Genomic DNA, 20,155 nt, shown 5'->3' with positions numbered 1-20,155 from the left:
TTATTGTGGCTGTCCTTTTTCTATCGCTTCATACTTGGAAGGTTCGTACCAAGTCATGACTTCCTCAATATCTTTTACGTTTAAATGATCCACTCTAGCAGTTGTTCCAAGCATTCCCGACTTGATTGTGGTTTGAATGGAAGCGAGCTTTTTTCTTTTTTGGAAAGGACTTTGTTTCATTTGAAGAGATTGCATTCTTTTCTTTTCGATGAAGAACGTGTATTTACTAATCCCTCTGTATCGCAAAGATAACTGGTTACGATTAAGTGCAAATGCAGCAGAATGATGTTGCCATAGAGCCAATAGGATCACAATCGGAAACAGTAATAATGACAATAATCCATATGGATAGTAAAAATAACTGACCGCAACCATCACGGGAATCATCCATAAGAAGTCAAGACGATAATAAAATGATTTAGCCTGTTTTGGAGAAGATGTCCATTCAGGTTCAAAGTCGAAATCTACGAACAATTGATTTAACGGTTGTTTGATTACACTTTTTTTAACAAGCGGGAATAGTTTTATGTTTTTATCTTGTTCCTCTAGGGAACCCCCCGCACTTTCAACAATAACCGTACAATAGCCGAATAATTGGCGCAATGGATTCTCGACAATACGAATCCCTTGAACACGCCCAATTGGAATGGATACTTTTTTCTTCTCCAGCAAACCACGAGTTAAAACAATCTGGTCGTTTTCCTGGACAATCGTAAATTGGTAGTAATTTAAAGTCGTCAGAATGACGGAAATTAACCATGCGAACAATAAAACCATAAAAATACTAATTGCCACAATGAAAAAGCCGAATTTCAGAAATACAACGAACTCATCGTAAATCTCCTTGTACGGAATGATATCCGAAAACTGGGACATGAACACAGCTAACCCAGAGAATACGACACCAATCCCTCCAGATGTAGTGGCCAGAATGATTAAATCCTTCATGGACATTTTATAAATTGGAACAGCAGAATCTAAGACCGATTCATGGTTTTGATCTTCCGTTAATGTTACTTCAGCTTTCGTTATAGACGTTTTACGTTTTTTTGCATTCGCCAATTCTGTTTCGATCCGCTTTGCATTATCTCTAGTGATGGCTGTAAGTTCTGCTTCTGCTTCTTTTGCAGATCCTGAACCAGCGGTCTCAATCGTTACTTTTACAAGTTTGAAAGGTCGATGTAAAATACTTTCGGTATAGTTCAAGCTTTGAATACGTTCAAAAGGAATATAGCGTTTTTTCTTTACAAACAATCCATATTCAATCCGTAATTCATCCTCTTCAAACCAGTAAACAAAACGTTTCCACTTGATGATTCCACTACCCAAAATGAACGCCAGTACCAAAAACCCCACAATATAAGGAACAAAATCCGTCCAATGGCCGCCTCCCGAGGAATCGCCTTGAAATCCATTTACAACAAAAATGAAGACAAACGGTAAAATTAAATCCTTTAAGCCTTTAATGAAATTTACCACTGCTGAAATTGGATGGAGTTTAAAACGTTCGTTAGACATCATCTTCCGCCACCCTTGCAAGTGTCGATATGCGAATTCTCATTTCGTCCGCTTCACTTGTAATAAGTGCCGGAATCGTATGATTTGTTGCAGCAGTCGAGATTGTAATAGAAGCTAAATCATATTTGCGTAAAATGGGTCCTTGTTCCGTATCTACATGCTGGACCCGAACCATTGGCACTAGCGTCCGCTTGATGACAAAGAGTCCGTGCTGAAGTTCAATTTCCTGTTCCCTAACTTCATATCTCCAACGAAGCCATCGTAATTTAGGAAAAAAATAAACAAATATGTATGTATATAGTATAGGAAGCACTACACAAATAACCCATACCCACCATGGCCCTTCCAACCACCAATTTAAGACTCCGGCACCTATTGCCAATAACCATATAATGGCGGAATGCATCAAGCCGTACAATCTCCATACCTTTAATCCTTTTGGTGAGATCTGATTAATTGGTTCATTTCTCATGTGAACACCTACTTTCTACTATGCATACGATTCTACAGTAAAAACGTTTCATAAAAAAGATACTGGTAGAGATGTATTATCAGTTCTGGGCTGTCTATTCTCGGTTACGTACGTTCTATTCGCGTTTCAACCATTCACAATCTAAAAAAAACCACAGCCCATAAGGACTGTGGTTTTTGAAATTTAATTAGCTTTCACGACGTGAAGATGTACGTGGACGTCCACCGCGGCTTGAAGAGCCCTCACGTGAAGAAGAAGAAGCTCCGTCACGACCGCCAGTACGGCGAGATGGACCACGATCTGAGCTACGACCTGAACCTGAAGAAGATCTGCCTCCACCGCTACGGTTGTTGCCTTTATAGCCACCGCCGCCGCTGCGTCCGCCACCACCGCTGCGCTCTTTACGAGCTGGCAATGGGCGTTCTTCAGAGATTGATACAGGTGTATCACTTGGTTCGCGAGTCATTGATTTCAATGCAGCAGCGATTACGTCAACTGCTTCATATTTCTCAAGTAATTCCGTTGCGAATGAACGGTAATCACCAATATTGTTTTTGTCTACAATTTCAGATAATGATTCAACCGCTAAACGCTGTTGACCAATTAGAGCCTCATCTGAGCTTGGTGGACGAAGTGGTGACATACGTTTTTTCGTTGTTTCTTCAACGATACGTAAGTAACCCATTTCACGTGGAGTAACGAAAGTTACTGCCACACCACTTTTACCTGCACGGCCAGTACGACCGATACGGTGAACATAGCTTTCAGGATCTTGTGGAATATCATAGTTGTAAACGTGAGTAACACCAGAGATATCAAGTCCACGAGCAGCTACGTCTGTTGCAACAAGGATGTCAATTTTGTTTTCTTTAAATTGACGAAGAACTGACATACGTTTCGCTTGGCTTAAATCACCATGAATACCTTCTGCTAAATAACCACGGATGCTTAGAGCATGTGACAATTCGTCTACGCGACGTTTTGTACGACCGAAGATAATTGCAAGTTCAGGTTGGTGTACGTTAATAACACGAGAAAGGATATCGAATTTTTCACGCTCATGCGATTTAACGAAAAATTGCTCGATGTTTTCAACTGTCATTTCTTTTGATTGAATTTTAACTACTTCAGGCGTTTTCATGAATTTCTCAGCAATTTTACGGATTGGTGTTGGCATTGTAGCCGAGAACAACAATGTTTGACGTTCTGCTGGAACACTTTCCATAATTGTGTTGATATCTTCAATGAAGCCCATGTTTAACATTTCATCCGCTTCGTCTAAAATAAGCGTTTGAACGTTATCAAGTTTCAATGTACGACGGTTGATATGATCAAGAATACGACCAGGTGTACCGACGATTACATGTGGGTTATTTTTCAATGCACGGATTTGACGTCCGATTTCTTGTCCACCATATACAGATAAAATTTTCACACGTTTGTCTTGGCCGATTTTGTAAAGTTCTTCTGAAACTTGAATCGCCAATTCACGAGTCGGTGCAATAATTAAACCTTGGATGTTAGAGTTTTTTGGGTCAACCTTTTCAACCAACGGAATACCAAACGCTGCTGTTTTACCAGTTCCTGTTTGTGCTTGACCGATAATATCGCGGCCTTCCATTGCAAATTTGATTGTACCTTCTTGGATTGGTGTTGCTTCTTCAAAACCCATACGTTTTACGGATTTTAATGTTGATTCGCTAATATTTAATTCTGAAAAATTTGTCAAAATTTAATCTCCTTTTTGTTTACATTTGACAAATGGTTACATTTTCAGATGAAGTTGCGGCAAATTCGAGCCTATACGAGGAACGTTTCCGTTACTTAAAATTCTCTGTAGAGTTATCAGAGGGGACTTATATTTAAAGGAAAGCCCGGTCTTTTGCCGAGCGGTTCGATCAGTGGGGAGCATGTTCAAAGCGTATGCATCACGCTGTCTCTTGTGACCTGTTGGTAGCCTTTGTAAAGTTCTTATTGAGAACGAGGCTATTGTGATAGCTCACATTTTTGATGTTTGAAACTAAACATCCTACCCTAAAAAATTGAACAAACCGTTATGTTCAAAAAAAAGAGCTCTTCATCAAAACCCGAAGAGTCTTTACACAAAATGTATCCATTGCTCTAATCACTTTAACACGGATAAAGACAATATGCAATTAATCAACCACAGTCGTAATAATTAGTTTTCTCATTCTTTTCCAAAAAACTTAACACTTCACCGAACCATTCATCGCAATCCTCGCTATAGCATATGAGATGCTTGCCGCATTCTGAAGTAACCATGTTTTTCTCTTCTGAACCCAATCGATCGTACAAATATTGTGCAGAAGTGAATGGGACAATCCCATCTTTTTTGCCTTGCACAATACATACCGGTACTGTGACTGACTCATAATAAGGCTCGACCATTTTTACGACTCGCATAAACTCAATCGCGGCTCGAATTGGCGTATGAGTTAATTTGTATTCGTATAAATGGTAAAACGCATTGGTTGAAAGATTCCCTTGCATGACATCAGCTACGATATCTTTAACATCTTCCAATATTTGAACGCCATTAATGTATTTAGCAGATGCACTGAGAAGAACGAGACGGTCAATCTTGTAGCGCAAAGATAAATAAAGGGCAATCAGTCCACCCATTGAAAAACCGACAACGAACACTCTGTCCACTTGCTTTTGCAATAGTCTCAAGGCCTGTTCAGCTTCCATCATCCAATTTTCCGCCGTCAACTCTGTTAATGATAATGTAGGTCCATGTCCAGGCAACGTAGGGACTTTGACAATCCAATCCGTTTTCTCTTCAATATTTTGCACAAAAGGCTCAATTTCATACGGACCTCCTGTAAATCCATGAATGCATAATAGACCGGTTTTCATTTTTTCAGTCCCCTTTAGAATCGCAACGCTAATTTGTTCGATACAGTTGTGATACCCAGTTCGCCATTTTTCAAACGCTACATGCCAACCATATTGAACATACAAAAAGGAAACTCCATTAACAGAGTTTCCTTTGAGTAAAGTATTATTTAATCACATGTTCTAGTGCCATTCCACGAGATCCTTTTATTAAAGTGATGGAATCTGCTGATGTATGGCTTTCCAACATAGTGCGAATCGGTTCATAATCCTTTTCCGACCAAATTAGATGTCTTTCATCGAACGATTTCTGCAACTTGTCATATAACCATTTCATGCGTGGACCATATAAGCAGACACCAGCAAAATCTTCCGATTTTATCTGATTGGCTAAGTCTTCATGATAGGCCTGTTCTTCAGAACCTAGTTCCAGCATATCCCCAAGAACCAGCCACTTTTCAGGACGAATTGTTGTTTCACGAATAAAGGTAATGGCGGCACTCATTGAAGTCGGTGCTGCATTATACGCATCGTTGATAAACAATGAACCGTTCTTGGCAGGAATGACTTGCATCCGCATGTCTGTAAGTGAAACATTTTTCAAGGAATCCAGAATTTGTTCGTTTGATAAGCCAGCCTCTTTGGCAATCAATATCGCGACCAATGCATTTTTGACTTGATGCTTTCCTAAAACCGGAATCATAAAATGTGATTCAATAAGTCCAGTCACATCAAACTCACTGCCATTCTCCGTCGCTAGAATCGATTGAGCTGAAATGTCATTTGACGTATTTGTCCCGAATGAAATGGTTTTAATAGTAGAAGATCCATTTTCATCATTGAACTTTTGAATGAATGGCTTCAAAATCGGTTCGTCTCCATCATAAAATAGACACCCATTACCTTGTAAGCCGGCAACGATTTCAAACTTCGCTTTGGCAATTCCTTCACGCGAACCTAAGTCTTGCATATGGGCTTCGCCGATGTTGGTTATCGCAACGTGATGCGGTTTTGCCAAGTTTGAAAGGAACTCAATTTCTCCATAGCCACTCATACCCATTTCAAGGATGGCAAACTCGGTGTCTTCATCCAACGATAAGATCGTAATCGGTAATCCCAAGTTATTGTTGAAGTTTCCTGCCGTTTTTTGGACACGGAAATAAGGAGATAGTACACCCGCCACCAAATCTTTAGTGGATGTTTTCCCATTTGATCCCGTAATGCCAATGAACGTTGCCGGATGATCTTTCCGATATGCGCGTGCCATTTGCTGCAACGCTATTTCACTGTCTTCCACAAAAAGCAAAGGGAGATTTTGTGGAGGATTTGGTTCATCCTTCTGCCAAAGAGCTGCTGATGCTCCTTTTTCAAAAGCTTGAGTCACATATTGATGACCATTCACTTTTTCACCTTTGAACGGAATGAATAAATCTCCAGGTTGAATGGTTTTAGTATTGATCGATACGCCACTTACCGTGACATCCGGTTTTACTTCGTCATTTATGTTTAACCACCCAGCAACTGTTTGTAATGATTTTTTCAAAATTATTCACACTCAATCCATTGTATAGTGTAGTTGTTGTTTTTCGGCATGTCTTTCGATCGCAAGCTCAATCAGCTGATCGATTAATTCCGCGTAATTCACGCCTGTGTGCTGCCATAACAATGGGAACATACTGAATGGCGTAAAGCCAGGTAATGTATTCACTTCATTAATTAGCACTTCATCTGCATCCGTTACAAAGAAGTCAGCTCTCACTAGTCCTGAGCAATCCAATACTTTAAAAGCCTTGATTGCGTTGCCTTGCAAAATAGCTTCCACTTCTTCAGTGACGTCCGCAGGAATTATCATCGCCGTGTTGCCGTCTTTGTATTTTGCTTGGTAATCATAAAAATCTTTCAACGGTTTGATTTCACCTGGCACAGAACATTTCGGCGAATCGTTACCTAGTACACCCATTTCAATTTCACGTGCTTTAATGCCCTGTTCGACGATAATTTTGCGATCGTACTTCAATGCCATATCCACAGCTGCGATTAACTCTTCACGAGTTGAGGCTTTGCTGATTCCCACACTTGAACCGAGGTTTGCCGGTTTAACGAAAACTGGCCAAGCTAGTTCTTTCTCCATTTTCCCAATCAAATTCTCTTGGTTTTTTTGCCATTCTTTACGGATGAAATGAACGAATGGTACTTGTTTCAGACCAGCAATCGCGAAGAGCTGTTTCATGATAACTTTATCCATTCCGGCAGAAGATGCTAGAACACCATTACCGATGTAAGGAAGATTCAATACTTCAAGCAATCCCTGTACCGTTCCATCTTCGCCATTTGGTCCATGTAAAAGAGGGAAAATCACGTCCAGCGCGTTTTCGTCTGTCTCCTGTTGAGACGGTAAGAAGCTTGAAATATTATTAGGCAATTCTTGATTGAATGTATTATCAAATTGCAATTGTTCAATTGTTTCTACCGGGGCCAATAATTGGGCACCTTTACGCCATTCGCCTTCATGTGTAATGTATATTGGAAACACATCATATTCATTGAAATTTAAAGCTTGTGTCACTGCACGAGCTGTCGATAAAGATACTTCGTGTTCGGCAGATTTCCCACCGTATAATAAACCTATTCTTTTTTTCATTTTAATACCTCCACAATATTGGATACATTTATTTTAACATGAACCATGTTTACCCACGTACACTAATCAAAAAACAATCCCTTGCACTCATCTTTGCAAGGGATTGTAGTTAGAAACGGATGGTTTCGTCCGGATTTTGTTTCATGACTGCAGTTAATTCGTCCCATATTTCATCGGGGAATACCGATTCTGGCAAAGAACGGATTTCTAAATCATAGCTTGCTTTTGATTTTTCGAGTTTGAATAACGAAAGCAGTACGCCTTCCTTCATCAAAGGTTTATGTGTAATAAATTGGTCCACCGTCAGTTCAGGGTACCCTTCTTTTTGTTTCCTGCGCCAAAAAGGGGCACCCCTCTCTTTGTCACGGACCACTTGATTTAGTATATTAACGACCAAATGAATTGAATCATTCAATTCACGAAAATAAATTTTCGTCATACTCTCTTCTTCATTGGATAAATAGACGTAACGATTTTGGAGTTGATAATAAAATGGTGATCGAATCGGTTCTTTTTTATGCCCGATATATAATAGTTCTGCTTGTTCCTGAGGCGTTAACATATTGAGTCTGCGTTCATCCGCAAAATCAATCCATCTCAAATCAGTTGGTTTATCCATAAATTCTTTGGTAAATGACAAGACCTCTTCATCTGGTACAAATTCCAGCTGGGTATGCATGTTAAACGAACTATCTTCGTATTCATGCTTAAGTAACAATAGATGTTGCAATGGTCCTGCATTTCGGACAAATTGTTGCATTGTAAGACCGCTGAAGATCACAAATTGATCAGCCTCGTTCATATGTATATAAATATGGTGAAGGTAATCTTCTGTATCACGTGCCTTTTTCACCATTATCATCACTCCATTCCTCCTTTCATTATAATCTCACTTTGAGAAGAATGAAACATTTTAAGATGTTCTTCGTCAGTACATACTGCACAAGCATTTGCTTATCTTTTACGGTATAATTGATAAGTTATAACTTTAAATTAGAAATTCAGGTGACAACTATGGAAAATAACAAAGGATTTGCTGATCGTTTCGACTGGACGTTGGCTTTTATATTATTACTGCTATTCATTGTAAGTTTGTTCGCAATTTCGTCTGCACAATCATCAGGTCAATACCCGATTAATTTCATCCCTAGACAAGTTTTATGGTACATCGTGGGTGCAGTGATTATAGGATTCACTATGTTATTCGAACCCGAACAATATAAAAAGATGTCGTGGGTTCTTTATGCTATTGGGATTCTCATTTTAATTGCCCTTGTTTTGGCACCTGGCGGCGAAGGTCAAATCGCTGAAAAACGTGGTGGAGCAAAAAGTTGGTTCCACTTACCGGGTATCGGGAGCATTCAACCGTCGGAATTCATGAAAACGTTCTTTATTTTAGCAATGGCACGCATGATTAGTAATCATCATGAAAATTTCGTGTCAAAAACAATGAAAACAGACCTGATTCTATTGGGGAAAATCATGGCGACGGCACTTATACCTTTACTGTTCATCATGCAACAGCCAGACCTTGGTACTTCACTTGTATTTTTGGCCATCACCGCAGCAATGATTATTGTGGGTGGTGTCACATGGAAGTTGATTGTTCCGATTTTTGCGGGAACCGCTTTAATCGGAGGTTCCTTGCTCTGGATGGCTGTTTTCATGCAGGATTTTCTTTCGGAAAAATTCGGCTTTAAGGCTTATCAGTTCGGTCGTATTTATTCATGGCTTGATCCGTATTCCTATTCAACGTCGGAAGGCTATAACTTGATTAATGCGATGACCGCAATCGGCTCTGGTGGAATTACCGGTAAAGGCTATCAAGGACGTGAAGTATACGTTCCTGAAAATCATACAGATTTTATATTCACGGTAATCGGTGAAGAGTATGGATTTATTGGCGCAAGTATTGTCGTGAGTCTGTTTTTCTTGCTGATTTACCACTTGACCAAAATTACATTAACGCTGAAAGATCCATTTAGTACGTATGTATGTGCCGGCATTATTGCCATGATTACATTCCACGTATTCCAAAACATCGGGATGACCATTCAGCTATTACCGATAACGGKTATCCCGCTTCCTTTTATCAGTTATGGGGGTAGTTCGTTAATGGGGAATATGCTGGCTTTAGGATTGGTGTTCAGCATGAAATTCCATCACCGCACGTATATGTTTGGTTCTTCTGACGATGAATAATAAAAAAGGATTACGCAATTATCGCGTAATCCTTTTTTTGTTTAACGTATATTTGCGCTAACCGTACGTTCCATATGAGCCAACAAGTATGAAAACTACATAATTGTTCCTTTTTTATGGGGCAGGATTTTGTAATTGGGGCAACTTTTAAATTTTGGAGCAACTTTCTCGAATTTAGCGAGGAGGCTTGCTGGTTTGTCTGCGGAAAGGGAGCCGGTTCGTACTAATTTTTATAAGAATCATTTTAAAAATTATCAAAAGTTCGTATAAAAAAACACCTACTTTTTGGTAGGTGTCTCGAATGTATGATCTAAGTTGTGGATTCAGCCTTGAGTATGTGGAGTCTGAGTTGGTGCAGCGAGTGCTTTTAACATTTCGAGACGAGATTTGGTAAGCGTTACGGTGACACCCAACTTTGACAAGTTCGAAACGATTTTTCGCAAATCAACTTCTTTCGTCATCCAATCCACCTCTATCCTTCCTCTAGTTTAGGAACGTATTCATTTACTAAAAGGTTCAGGTTCAAGAAAATCGTTTTATAAATTTGACTTTCTATTTTATACACTTATTATACCACGTTTAGCCTATTTTAAATCTTTCAATTTTGTTACATATTTTAGTCCTTTGTAAATCATACTAACCATTATTATAAGGAGGGATTCTTGTGAAAATTAAAGACATCATGTCACGAGATATCGTGACATGTACACCTACCGATTTAATATCGGAAATTGCCCAAAGCATGCGTGCTTTGGACATCGGATGTATGCCAGTAGTTGAAGGTTCACGTGTAATCGGGATGATTACTGACCGAGATATCGTTACAAGGTCTGTTGCAAAAAATGGCAAGCGTCTTGTAAAAGATGTCATGTCGGATGAAGTCATTTCTGTAGGTCCTGAATCTACTTCTCAGGAAGCGGCTGAAATCATGGCGCAACACCGTATCCGCCGACTTCCTGTCATCAAGAATGAACAACTTGTTGGCTTCGTAGCTCTTGCAGATTTATCTGTACCAAGTGAGACAGCACATGAAGCTTCTCAAGCTCTCCATGAAATTTCAGAACCGAGACATCTTTAAACCACCCCCCCAAACTTATTTTTCAAGTTTGGGGATTTTTGATTCTCTTTTCTTTACATACCCCCCGACGGTACTTTATACTTAAGAAAATCTGGAGGTGATAAAATCATGACCACTAATACTGATGCTTCACCACTTGAGGAACCTCTAGAACCAACGACTTGTAGAAAAAGCCATCATCCAGATTCCGTAAAAAAAGATTTAACCACCCGGCTAAACCGAATTGAAGGACAAATACGCGGGATTAAAGGCATGGTTGATAAAGATGTCTATTGCGATGATATTATTACCCAATTATCAGCAACTCAATCTGCCTTAAACAGTGTTGCAAAAGTTCTTCTTGCTGGTCATTTAAAAGGCTGTGTGAAAGAACGATTAGCTGCAGGCGAAGATGATGTGCTGGATGAATTACTAACAACGGTTCAAAAACTAATGCGAAAATAACGAGGAGGAATTCCAATGGTAGATCACGTTACATTAAAAGTGGAAGGTATGTCTTGTGGACATTGTGTTAAAGCAATTGAAAGCAGTGTTACAAAAATTTCTGGTGTTGATAACGTGCAGGTACATCTGGAAAACGGCACAGTGGGTGTTGAATTTAACAAAGACGTAGTTGAAGTTGAAAAAATTACGGATACGATAGAAGAGCAAGGATACTCGGTAGCTAAATAAGTATTAAATTAAGACTGCGAAATTCGCAGTTTTTTTTCAACATTTTATATACCCCGTAAAGGTATGTATAAGGAGGTAAAATTATGATTGACACTCAACAAGAATTATGGATAACCGGTATGACTTGTGCAGCCTGTGCAAATCGCATTGAAAAAGGGCTTCAGAAAATGGAAGGTGTATCTTCCGCTACCGTTAACTTTGCAACTGAAAAAGCACATATTACATACGATGCGAAAACCATTCAACCGAATCAGTTAGAAGACCAAGTTCGCGGACTTGGCTATGACGTAATCAGTGAGCAAGTTGACCTGAGAATTCAAGGAATGACATGTGCAGCTTGTTCAACCCGTATTGAAAAAGGATTGAATAATTTGCCTGGTGTAAATGAAGCAGCCATAAATTTAGCGCTTGAAACAGGAAAGATTTCATTTAATCCGAATCAGACAAACCCACATGACATTGTGAAGAAAATCCAAGATTTAGGGTACGATGCAACTTTCAAAAATGATGCAAAAGCCGAAGCCATTGATTATAAAAAAGCGGACATTCAAAAGAAAACCCGTTTGTTCTGGATTTCTGCCATTCTATCACTTCCCCTTTTATGGACAATGTTAGGACATTTTTCATTTACTTCAGCGTTATATGTTCCAGAGCTATTAATGAATCCATTTGTTCAATGGGCATTAGCGACACCGGTTCAATTTTGGATTGGCTGGATGTTTTATAAAGGGGCGTATTTTGCACTTCGCAATAAGAGTGCCAATATGGATGTTTTAGTTGCTCTCGGTACATCGGCAGCTTATTTTTACAGTATTTATCTCGTATTGGATAGCTTGCAACACGGGGAAACACATATGCTCGGACTGTATTTCGAAACAAGCGCAGTGTTGATTACCCTAATTTTACTAGGGAAAGTCTTCGAAGCGCGTGCGAAAGGGCATTCTTCAGATGCTATAAAAAAATTAATGAATCTTCAACCGTCATTAGCCATAATTGAGGAAAATGGCCAGACGCGTGAAATCCCTATAGAATCTGTACAAAAAGGCGATATCTTGCTTATTAAGCCAGGTTCATCCATTCCGGTTGACGGCGTTGTCCTATCCGGTTCATCTGCGGTGGATGAATCCATGCTGACCGGAGAAAGTTTGCCTGTTGAAAAAGCACAAAATGATGAAGTCTTCGCTGCAACAATCAATGCGAATGGAGCACTGCGAATAAAAGCTGCGAAGATCGGTAAAGACACCGTTCTGTCTTCCATTATCCGTGTGGTTGAAGAAGCACAAGGATCCAAAGCTCCGATACAAAGATTGGCAGACCGAATCTCGGGTATATTTGTGCCGGTTGTTGTAGGACTTGCTCTTCTGACTTTCCTAGTTTGGTACCTTTTTGTGGACATCGGTAACTTTGCCTCGGCATTGGAAAGTACGATTGCTGTACTGGTCATTGCTTGTCCATGTGCGCTTGGGCTTGCAACTCCTACTTCAATTATGGCGGGATCAGGTCGCTCGGCTGAGCTTGGGATATTATTCAAGACAGCTGAAGCAATGGAAAACACAAAATCTATAGATACGGTTGTGTTCGATAAAACTGGAACCATCACAAAAGGTAAACCTGCTGTAACAGAGTTTATTGTTGCAAATCAGCAGGATCGACAAACACTCATTCTGTTGGCTGCGGCTGCCGAAAGTAATTCTGAGCATCCAATAGCACATGCGATTACTTCTTTTGGTAAGGAAATCAATGAAATCCAGTATAAGAGTTCTTCATTTGAAGCGATTCCAGGGCACGGCATTAAGAGTACTATTAATTCCAAAGCAATTGTCATTGGTACACGTAAACTTTTGTTTGACCACACGATCGAGTTAGACTCGGCATTGGATCAAGCTTCTTCACTCGAACAGGACGGGAAAACGGTCATGTTCATGGCCGTTGATGATGTTCATGTCGCCACGATTGCAATCGCTGATCAAGTAAAAGAAACTTCAAAGGCAGCTATTCAAAAGTTACAGCAAATGGGCATTCACGTGGTGATGTTAACTGGCGATCAGGAAACAACCGCGCAGGCGATTGCGAGACAAGTTGGCATCGAACATGTCGTTGCAGGTGTCTTCCCTACGAAAAAAGCAGAAGTCATCACTTCTCTGAAAGATGAAGGTCGCAAGGTTGCCATGGTCGGTGACGGCATCAATGACGCTCCAGCTTTAGCCGTTGCTGATATCGGAATTGCCATGGGCACTGGAACGGCCGTTGCGATGGAAGCGGCAGACGTAACATTGATGCACGGAGATTTACTGCGTGTACCTGACACATTACTCATGAGTCGTTTGACAGTACGAAATATTAAACAAAATTTATTCTGGGCATTAGCCTACAATTCAATCGGCATCCCGATTGCGGCTGCCGGATTACTTGCACCTTGGGTTGCTGGGGCTGCCATGGCATTTAGTTCGGTTTCGGTTGTATTAAATGCACTGCGTCTTCAACGTGCAAAACTTTAATTTTCTCCCGCAGAATACTATCTGCGGGTTTTTTAAAACTTATAAAAAGGCATGAATTTTTATATGTATTATCTTTCTTTCAAGTTTTTATATGTCTAGTTCCACGTGCCCTCAGGCGAAAGGGAACTTTCGCCTGAGGTCCTTCCAGCGCCGTCGTCAGGCTAGATATGCGCTTTCCACTTTTTTTTTTGTCCTTTGTTGTTTGAAGGTTGATTTGTGAGTAAAATGAATTATACGGATTGAGTTTAGAAAGCGGGTTCTTTTGAAATGAAGAAAGCCATTTTGTTATTAATGTCTGTACAATTTTTTGTGTATTTAGGTTTTGGAATCATCATTCCAATTTTGCCTGAGGTAGTTTTGGAGCAGGGTTACAGTGAAGTTCACGTTGGCGGATTATTGACGATTTATGCATTAGCTTCCTTCTTTACAGCTCCACTGTGGGGTTCATTATCGGATCGAACAGGAAGAAAAAAATTAATTCTGATTGGCCTATTAGGTTTCAGTATGAGTTTTTTGATTTTCGCTCTCTTTATTGAGCAGCTGCCGATGTTATATGTCTCACGAATCGTCGGAGGTATTTTTTCCGGAGCATTATATACAGCCGTTACCGGGTTTGTAGCGGATATGACGACTGAAGAAGAACGCAACAAATATATGGGCTTGCTTGGGATGTCAATAGGACTCGGTTTCATTTTCGGACCTGCTATTGGCGGTGTCCTCGGTGGCCTTACACTGCAACTTCCCTTCATTGTTTCGGCTTTATTGATACTAGCCTTGATGGTGTATGCGGGTCTTATTTTAAAAGAACCGGCATCTAGAGGGGAAGCAAGAAAAAGAGCCATTGTGCCAAAAGGTGCCAACAAACTCTGGCAGTATCGAATTCGCTATCTCTTCTTGTTCTCATTTATGGTGACGTTTCTGCTTGCAGGCCTGGAAGCTACATTCCAGTTGTTCCAAATTGATAAAATATCGATTACTCCTCTGCAACTCGGCTATTTATTTATGGCAAGTGGTTTAGTAGATGCCGCTATTCAAGGCGGTGTCGTTCGACGTGTGAAAAATGGTCAGGAAACGAAATGGATTATGGCGGCACAGGTAGTAACAGCCATTGGACTGATATTATTACTATTTACAGGCAGCCTTCTGTGGGCCGGCTTTGCACTCAGCGTCTTTACAGCCGGAAATGCACTTGCACGAACAGTATTGGTTTCATTGACGACAAAAGAGTCTGGTGGCAGATATGGAACAGCGGCAGGTATGACGTATTCGATGGACAATATGGGTCGTATTATCGGTCCCCTTCTGTTCACATGGATTTTTACCGTACAGCCAGATAACGTATATGTTTTATCAGCTGTTCTTGCGCTGATTTCTATTGTCTTAATTATCTTGTTCCGCAACTCCAGTAAGTCATTGAAAAACGAAAATCCAGCCTCCTCATGATTTGAGGGGCTGGATTTTTTTATTGGGTTGATACAGCTTTAATTGGTTCAGAAACCATTTCTACTTCCAAATCCGGATGTGCTTGTTTCATGACGGATGGTCGAAGCATGTAAATGACGGCTGCCAACATAATGGAACTTGAAGCTAGCAATACATATTGTGCAGGTACGATATCGAACAAGAAACCGAACAACACCATCGCAAGTGGCATCAATGACATAGCCATCGTTTCAAGGAGTCCGAAAACCCGACCTCTGTACTCCTCCGCTATTTGTTTTTGCATCATGACGCCAATCGGTGTATTAACAAAAATCATGGCCACACCAAAGGAGAACATGAGAACGAAATAGAAACTGACAATCCCCATATAAGAAAGAGTCACAAGTAAGGGCAGCGTGGCAGCGGCCATCAGAAGCCCCATTATAATAATCCCTCTTTTCGAGACAATAAGCGGAAACTTAATCTCCTTGCGTGCGGCTAAATAAATGGAAGCCAACAGCATTCCGATAGACATTGCTCCTTCCGTTATACCGAAATGGGCGGATTGAACCTTCAGTTCTTCTACGAGGATGTAAGAATAACCAACCGTAAACGCACCGAAAAAGAAATTGATTACTAACGCTACCCATACGATTACCGAAAGTACCCTGTGCTGTTTCAAGTAAGTGATGCCAGCTTTCATGTTTTCAAGCATCGTTTCTTTTTTCTCTTCCATAAATTCAGCCGCTTTCTTCGAGTACAAATTGAAATCCATAGTGGATTCAAGAATGACAGCAATGATGTAACTGACCATGTGAATGATGAGGAACATTTTCATGGATACCAGACCGAATAATAGACCTCCTACCGCAGGTCCTCCTATTGATGCAATTGACATTGACATTTGATTGAAAGACATCGCTTTTTGAATTCGTGCATCATCCACCAAATTTGCAATGGAAGAACTGAATGTAACCCCAGAAAACAACGAGGTAATTGATAAAATGATTTGCGTAATATAAATGGCGATCAGTGAAAGACCAAAAGTTAGACTAACAACCAATAACCCTCCTACCGCCAACACACTGCATATCTGTGCAACGATAACAATCATTTTTTTCGGATATTTATCCGCTGCATACCCTGCAAACGGCGCAACGAGAACTCTTGGCAGTATGCTGCAGATCAGCACTATAGCGAAGCTCGTTGCAGAGCCTGTTACCGATAAAATATAAAAGCTGATTCCAAACGAAAAGACACTGACACCGAACGTCGAAATTAATTTACTAATGGTGAACGTCCACAAGTGATAGGTCGCTTTTTTTAACTTCATGGATTCTTCCATGACTCATTCCCCTTTTCGAAAGTTTAATTTAATTAAACAAATAATAACACGAAAAAACTTCCCTTGCAACCAAAAGTTTAATATAATTAAACTAATTAGAAATGGAGCGATTGTTATGGATTCACTTGGATTACGTATCAGAAAATTACGCAAGCAACAGAAACTCACACTAGAAGCATTAGCTGGAGATCAGCTAACAAAAGGGATGTTGAGTTTAATTGAAAACGGCAAAGCCCAACCTTCTATGGAGAGCTTATCTTATATTGCAAAAAGACTTGGGATTGAATCGTCCGAATTGATGGAAGACGTCAGTCAAACGGAAAAAAGAAGTTTGTTGGCCCAAGTGGAAAAATTATATAAAGTGGAATTCTCGGATTTAAAGGACGAACACCAACAAATAATTGAACTCGTTCAGCCGGTTGTCGATAAATTGTCAATCAGTTACGAATCAGCACGTTTACTCGAGATTTACAGTAAATGCGGCTACTATTTAAAACGTGATGATTGGGAAACTTACTATAATCAGGCAATGAAACTTTACGAGCAATTGCATCTATACAATCAGTGGGCATCGCTAGCGATGTTTAAAGGGTTAATCAAGTTCAACCAACACGCTTACGAAGAAGCCTTGTCGATTATTTTGGAAGAACATGCCCGTTTTGATTCACCCGCTATCAAACTGGATGCCGTGACCACCCTTGACTACATGTACATTGAATCCATTTTATATTCGGCAGTTGGCAAATATGAAGAATCCCAGTTGAAAATGAATGAAGCCTTATCTTACTCAAAAGAAGAACGAATTTTTTACCGCATCGACGATTTATATCGATTGGCTGGAGCCCAGGCCATTATCAACGGAAACGATGCGGACCGTGAATACTATCTCCGCAAGGTCAGACAATACGGAGAATTCGCAGAAAATCTTTATTCCACAGCCATGGCAGAATTACTGGAAGCACATTATTACAACTCCTATGCACATGAGTACGATAAAGCGCTGACCCATATCGAACATTTTCTAGAACTCGGAAAAGAACTGTATAAGAATACAGAGGATACCAACCACTACCTGCTCGAAAAAGGAAAATCATTATTCGGGCTGGGTCAAATCAATAAAGCGCTGACGCTACTAAACCAATATAAAGTGCCCGACTATTCCCATCACCCACTTGATTTATCAATGAGTTATGAGGTTCATGCCTATCGTGCGAAATGCTACGCTAAACTTGGTGATAAAGAAAAAGCGGTGAATGAAGCCAAGATTGGTCATGACTTGATTCTACCGTTACCCGAAACACCATATAAAACGTTTATTCTCCATACGTATAACGACTTGCTAAAAAGCAGTGACTCCTTCTGAGTTCACTGCTTTTCATATGCTTTGTAATGATGAAGCCACAATAGGAATTTCTCGAAAGCTTCTTCAAAATCTGGCTGAATGAGTGACAGTTGGGCCCACTTTCTTTGCTTCAAATATTCACTTTGAGCATGAAGATCAAATCCAGAAAGTCTCGCATCCTTGACAAGGTACTCCGTTTTCGACGGAACTTTGAGGGTCACAATCATTGGATAGCCCTGCCCAGTCAAAAATTCAAGCTCTTTGTTGGTTTCCGCCATTAAAAGCGTTTGATAGCGGGTATTTAACAAGTCATAACGTTCATTTTGCCTGTATGCACCCAACGCAATCTCAAGGCTTGCAAGCATTTGAGAAGAATAAGTGAATGGGATTTGACCATTCGAATAACACCCCAGATCCAAATATGTTGGAATGGTGTGTGATTCTTCGATTATGTGATTTGAAAAAACCATTGCCATTCCAGACATCGAACCGATTGCTTTCCCACTTACACCCGATGCCAAGTAGATGTTTTTAAGCTGAAAGCGAACTGCGCCGAACGAACTGACACAATCCATACACACCTTGATTCCAAGTTCATTACAAAGTTTCTTAATCGGAGCCACATCATTCAGCATCCCTGTGGAGGTTTCCCCATGTGTCAGTAAAATCCATCCGTACATACCAGACTTCAAATGATGTTCCACTTCTGAATAATCGAATGGCTCTCCCCACTCCATTTCTATAGTGTCGTACGCCAGACCCCATCTTTGAGCCTGTTGTTTCAAACGTTCCCCAAATGCACCATTAACCAAAATTACCCCTTTGGATTCGAGCTGTGTAATTTGGGCGATCATGGCTTCATTGGCAAGTGTCCCGCTTCCTGCCAGCAAATGAACATGTGATGCCCCTGCCATTTCCAAGAGCATGGTCCGTACCCGTTTCAGAGACGCTTCAAATTGATATGACCGATGGGAGATCGGTGAGCGCTGAAAAACTTTTTTCATTTCCACACTTAATTCATTCGGACCCGGATAGAAAGTATAGCGCTTGCTTTGAAAGCGAGCAGCAACCGATTGTTCATAATGCTGTTTAGTCAAATACATGGGGACAAAAACGGCTTCCCCACTTCCTACAGGTTTTCCAAACGCTTTGAAACCGAGTTGGTCGTAAAGTTTTAATTCCCGGACGGTTCCTGAAATGACCGCTGCCCCATAGCCTTTTTCATAGGCATGGTCAGCCAATGCACGTGCCAGCATGAAAAATACACGACCGTTCCGATGATCTTTGCGGACCGAAAGCAATCGTATTTCACATAATTTGCCGTCCAACGCTTCTTCAGGAAGCCCATGTTCTACCGGTCCCATTTTGCGGTCCAGGGAAAATGGGCGTTCATCACGAAGTGCAATCATTCCCACTAGTTCTTGGTTTTTCAGTACGATTAAATATGTATTCTCAGCATGGAATTCGTCTGTACGTTTGCCACTCGGATGGTGTTCATGCTGAGGTATCTCCTCTACGAATGTTTCATAATTCAGTTTAGCTATTGCCTCAAATTCTTTCTCTGTTCGAGCGATTTTACACCAATACATTGCATGCACCTTCCACTTTATTAAATTGGACGTTTTAGGGGACTGGAAGTTCTGTCATTTTAAAGAAATTTTATACAGTTCCCTTTAAAACCCCCATGCTCAAAAAAAAGATGGGCTGTGCATATCCTTTGCACGGCCCTTATTCACAAATTCTTATGGTTGTTTGAATCCTTTTCTTCCACGTTCATCGGTAACGGGGCAACTTCAACCCTGCCCGTTTTTTCAGACGATACGGTCGTTTCTAAGTTCATGTCTCTTCTGCAACCAAAAAACCCTTGTGGTTTGACGATAGCAAACATATGAATTCCTCCCGCTCACTTACCCGTAATGTTATGTACTTAAGGATATCAAGGAGGCGTATGTAATTAATCCGTCTGCAGACGTAGCAAGAGACGGACGTCAGGAGTGTTTTATCTAAGCTTCATGCAAAATTACAATTTTGAAACAAGTAAAAAACGGGCGTACCCCAAAAGTGTTATACACTAATGGAGTACCCCCGTCATTCAATAAAACGTTA

Annotated in this window: 18 protein-coding genes; 7 read left to right on the top strand and 11 right to left on the bottom strand. The window is 40.5% G+C overall.

What is annotated here, in order from left to right:
- From AC1DSL_RS01685 to AC1DSL_RS01655, 7 genes are all read right to left on the bottom strand, one after another.
- Positions 1 to 1,518, bottom strand: coding sequence for a PH domain-containing protein (locus tag AC1DSL_RS01685; RefSeq protein ID WP_477530990.1), 1,518 nt, complete (start codon positions 1,516 to 1,518; stop codon positions 1 to 3).
- A complete protein-coding gene (locus AC1DSL_RS01680; RefSeq protein WP_016429752.1) occupies positions 1,511 to 1,990 on the bottom strand; it encodes a PH domain-containing protein in 480 nt (159 codons plus the stop codon). Before AC1DSL_RS01680 ends, AC1DSL_RS01685 begins: the two co-directional genes overlap by 8 nt.
- 187 nt (positions 1,991 to 2,177) lie before the next feature.
- Positions 2,178 to 3,719, bottom strand: a complete 1,542-nt coding sequence (cshA, locus tag AC1DSL_RS01675; protein WP_477530979.1) for a degradosome RNA helicase CshA — start codon at positions 3,717 to 3,719, stop codon at positions 2,178 to 2,180.
- A 431-nt stretch (positions 3,720 to 4,150) separates the two neighbouring features.
- Positions 4,151 to 4,870 carry an alpha/beta hydrolase gene (locus AC1DSL_RS01670; RefSeq protein WP_477530989.1) on the bottom strand — a complete coding sequence of 240 codons (720 nt, stop codon included), beginning with the start codon at positions 4,868 to 4,870 and terminating at the stop codon, positions 4,151 to 4,153.
- A 145-nt stretch (positions 4,871 to 5,015) separates the two neighbouring features.
- Positions 5,016 to 6,392, bottom strand: a complete 1,377-nt coding sequence (locus tag AC1DSL_RS01665; RefSeq protein ID WP_477530978.1) for a UDP-N-acetylmuramoyl-tripeptide--D-alanyl-D-alanine ligase — start codon at positions 6,390 to 6,392, stop codon at positions 5,016 to 5,018.
- A 12-nt stretch (positions 6,393 to 6,404) separates the two neighbouring features.
- Positions 6,405 to 7,490: a D-alanine--D-alanine ligase gene (locus tag AC1DSL_RS01660; RefSeq protein WP_477530977.1), complete on the bottom strand. Its 1,086-nt coding sequence runs from the start codon at positions 7,488 to 7,490 to the stop codon at positions 6,405 to 6,407.
- 109 nt (positions 7,491 to 7,599) lie between these two features.
- The gene (locus tag AC1DSL_RS01655; protein WP_477530976.1) at positions 7,600 to 8,352 is read right to left on the bottom strand and encodes a hypothetical protein; all 753 of its coding nucleotides are present in this window, start codon (positions 8,350 to 8,352) and stop codon (positions 7,600 to 7,602) included.
- Between the two features lie 152 nt (positions 8,353 to 8,504).
- Between AC1DSL_RS01655 and AC1DSL_RS01650 the strand changes: the two genes are divergently transcribed.
- A complete protein-coding gene (locus AC1DSL_RS01650) occupies positions 8,505 to 9,692 on the top strand; it encodes an FtsW/RodA/SpoVE family cell cycle protein (protein ID WP_477530975.1) in 1,188 nt (395 codons plus the stop codon).
- 323 nt (positions 9,693 to 10,015) lie between these two features.
- On the opposite strand, the gene AC1DSL_RS01645 is transcribed toward AC1DSL_RS01650, so the two are convergent.
- Complete coding sequence (locus tag AC1DSL_RS01645; protein ID WP_016429745.1) at positions 10,016 to 10,153, bottom strand: Lmo0850 family protein; 138 nt, start codon at positions 10,151 to 10,153, stop codon at positions 10,016 to 10,018.
- A 203-nt stretch (positions 10,154 to 10,356) separates the two neighbouring features.
- Here AC1DSL_RS01645 and AC1DSL_RS01640 point away from each other — a divergent pair, with 203 nt between their 5' ends.
- The 5 genes from AC1DSL_RS01640 to AC1DSL_RS01620 all read left to right on the top strand — a co-directional run bounded on the left by AC1DSL_RS01640 (position 10,357) and on the right by AC1DSL_RS01620 (position 15,383).
- Positions 10,357 to 10,770, top strand: a complete 414-nt coding sequence (locus AC1DSL_RS01640; RefSeq protein ID WP_342542893.1) for a CBS domain-containing protein — start codon at positions 10,357 to 10,359, stop codon at positions 10,768 to 10,770.
- Between the two features lie 108 nt (positions 10,771 to 10,878).
- Positions 10,879 to 11,214, top strand: a complete 336-nt coding sequence (locus tag AC1DSL_RS01635; protein ID WP_477530974.1) for a metal-sensitive transcriptional regulator — start codon at positions 10,879 to 10,881, stop codon at positions 11,212 to 11,214.
- A gap of 15 nt (positions 11,215 to 11,229) precedes the next feature.
- A complete protein-coding gene (copZ, locus tag AC1DSL_RS01630; RefSeq protein WP_016429742.1) occupies positions 11,230 to 11,442 on the top strand; it encodes a copper chaperone CopZ in 213 nt (70 codons plus the stop codon).
- An 83-nt stretch (positions 11,443 to 11,525) separates the two neighbouring features.
- On the top strand, positions 11,526 to 13,940 hold the full coding sequence (locus AC1DSL_RS01625; protein ID WP_477530973.1) for a heavy metal translocating P-type ATPase: 2,415 nt from the start codon (positions 11,526 to 11,528) through the stop codon (positions 13,938 to 13,940).
- A gap of 267 nt (positions 13,941 to 14,207) precedes the next feature.
- On the top strand, positions 14,208 to 15,383 hold the full coding sequence (locus tag AC1DSL_RS01620; protein ID WP_477530972.1) for an MFS transporter: 1,176 nt from the start codon (positions 14,208 to 14,210) through the stop codon (positions 15,381 to 15,383).
- Between the two features lie 19 nt (positions 15,384 to 15,402).
- Here AC1DSL_RS01620 and AC1DSL_RS01615 read toward each other — a convergent pair whose 3' ends face one another.
- A complete protein-coding gene (locus AC1DSL_RS01615; protein WP_477530971.1) occupies positions 15,403 to 16,707 on the bottom strand; it encodes an MFS transporter in 1,305 nt (434 codons plus the stop codon).
- Positions 16,708 to 16,822: 115 nt separating this feature from the next.
- Here AC1DSL_RS01615 and AC1DSL_RS01610 point away from each other — a divergent pair, with 115 nt between their 5' ends.
- The gene (locus tag AC1DSL_RS01610; protein ID WP_477530970.1) at positions 16,823 to 18,070 is read left to right on the top strand and encodes a helix-turn-helix domain-containing protein; all 1,248 of its coding nucleotides are present in this window, start codon (positions 16,823 to 16,825) and stop codon (positions 18,068 to 18,070) included.
- 2 nt (positions 18,071 to 18,072) lie between these two features.
- Here AC1DSL_RS01610 and AC1DSL_RS01605 read toward each other — a convergent pair whose 3' ends face one another.
- Together AC1DSL_RS01605 and AC1DSL_RS01600 are read right to left on the bottom strand one after the other, a co-directional pair.
- Positions 18,073 to 19,638, bottom strand: a complete 1,566-nt coding sequence (locus AC1DSL_RS01605; protein ID WP_477530969.1) for a GNAT family N-acetyltransferase — start codon at positions 19,636 to 19,638, stop codon at positions 18,073 to 18,075.
- A 143-nt stretch (positions 19,639 to 19,781) separates the two neighbouring features.
- On the bottom strand, positions 19,782 to 19,937 hold the full coding sequence (locus tag AC1DSL_RS01600; protein WP_477530968.1) for a hypothetical protein: 156 nt from the start codon (positions 19,935 to 19,937) through the stop codon (positions 19,782 to 19,784).
- Positions 19,938 to 20,155: the final 218 nt, after the last annotated feature.

It is taken from the genome of Paenisporosarcina sp. P4_D4, from assembly GCF_056401835.1.
The sequence above is the reverse complement of the archived record's forward strand: the minus strand, read 5'-3'. Positions and strand labels throughout refer to the sequence as shown.

Bases quoted from the DNA above. Each gene is read 5' to 3' on its own strand.
- AC1DSL_RS01685 (WP_477530990.1), bottom strand. From the start codon at position 1,518: ATGTCTAACGAACGTTTTAAACTCCATCCAATTTCAGCAGTGGTAAAT.
- AC1DSL_RS01680 (WP_016429752.1), bottom strand. From the start codon at position 1,990: ATGAGAAATGAACCAATTAATCAGATCTCACCAAAAGGATTAAAGGTA.
- AC1DSL_RS01670 (WP_477530989.1), bottom strand. From the start codon at position 4,870: ATGAAAACCGGTCTATTATGCATTCATGGATTTACAGGAGGTCCGTAT.
- AC1DSL_RS01660 (WP_477530977.1), bottom strand. From the start codon at position 7,490: ATGAAAAAAAGAATAGGTTTATTATACGGTGGGAAATCTGCCGAACAC.
- AC1DSL_RS01655 (WP_477530976.1), bottom strand. From the start codon at position 8,352: ATGATAATGGTGAAAAAGGCACGTGATACAGAAGATTACCTTCACCAT.
- AC1DSL_RS01645 (WP_016429745.1), bottom strand. From the start codon at position 10,153: ATGACGAAAGAAGTTGATTTGCGAAAAATCGTTTCGAACTTGTCAAAG.
- AC1DSL_RS01635 (WP_477530974.1), top strand. From the start codon at position 10,879: ATGACCACTAATACTGATGCTTCACCACTTGAGGAACCTCTAGAACCA.
- copZ (WP_016429742.1), top strand. From the start codon at position 11,230: ATGGTAGATCACGTTACATTAAAAGTGGAAGGTATGTCTTGTGGACAT.
- AC1DSL_RS01625 (WP_477530973.1), top strand. From the start codon at position 11,526: ATGATTGACACTCAACAAGAATTATGGATAACCGGTATGACTTGTGCA.
- AC1DSL_RS01620 (WP_477530972.1), top strand. From the start codon at position 14,208: ATGAAGAAAGCCATTTTGTTATTAATGTCTGTACAATTTTTTGTGTAT.
- AC1DSL_RS01615 (WP_477530971.1), bottom strand. From the start codon at position 16,707: ATGGAAGAATCCATGAAGTTAAAAAAAGCGACCTATCACTTGTGGACG.
- AC1DSL_RS01610 (WP_477530970.1), top strand. From the start codon at position 16,823: ATGGATTCACTTGGATTACGTATCAGAAAATTACGCAAGCAACAGAAA.
- AC1DSL_RS01605 (WP_477530969.1), bottom strand. From the start codon at position 19,638: ATGTATTGGTGTAAAATCGCTCGAACAGAGAAAGAATTTGAGGCAATA.
- AC1DSL_RS01600 (WP_477530968.1), bottom strand. From the start codon at position 19,937: ATGTTTGCTATCGTCAAACCACAAGGGTTTTTTGGTTGCAGAAGAGAC.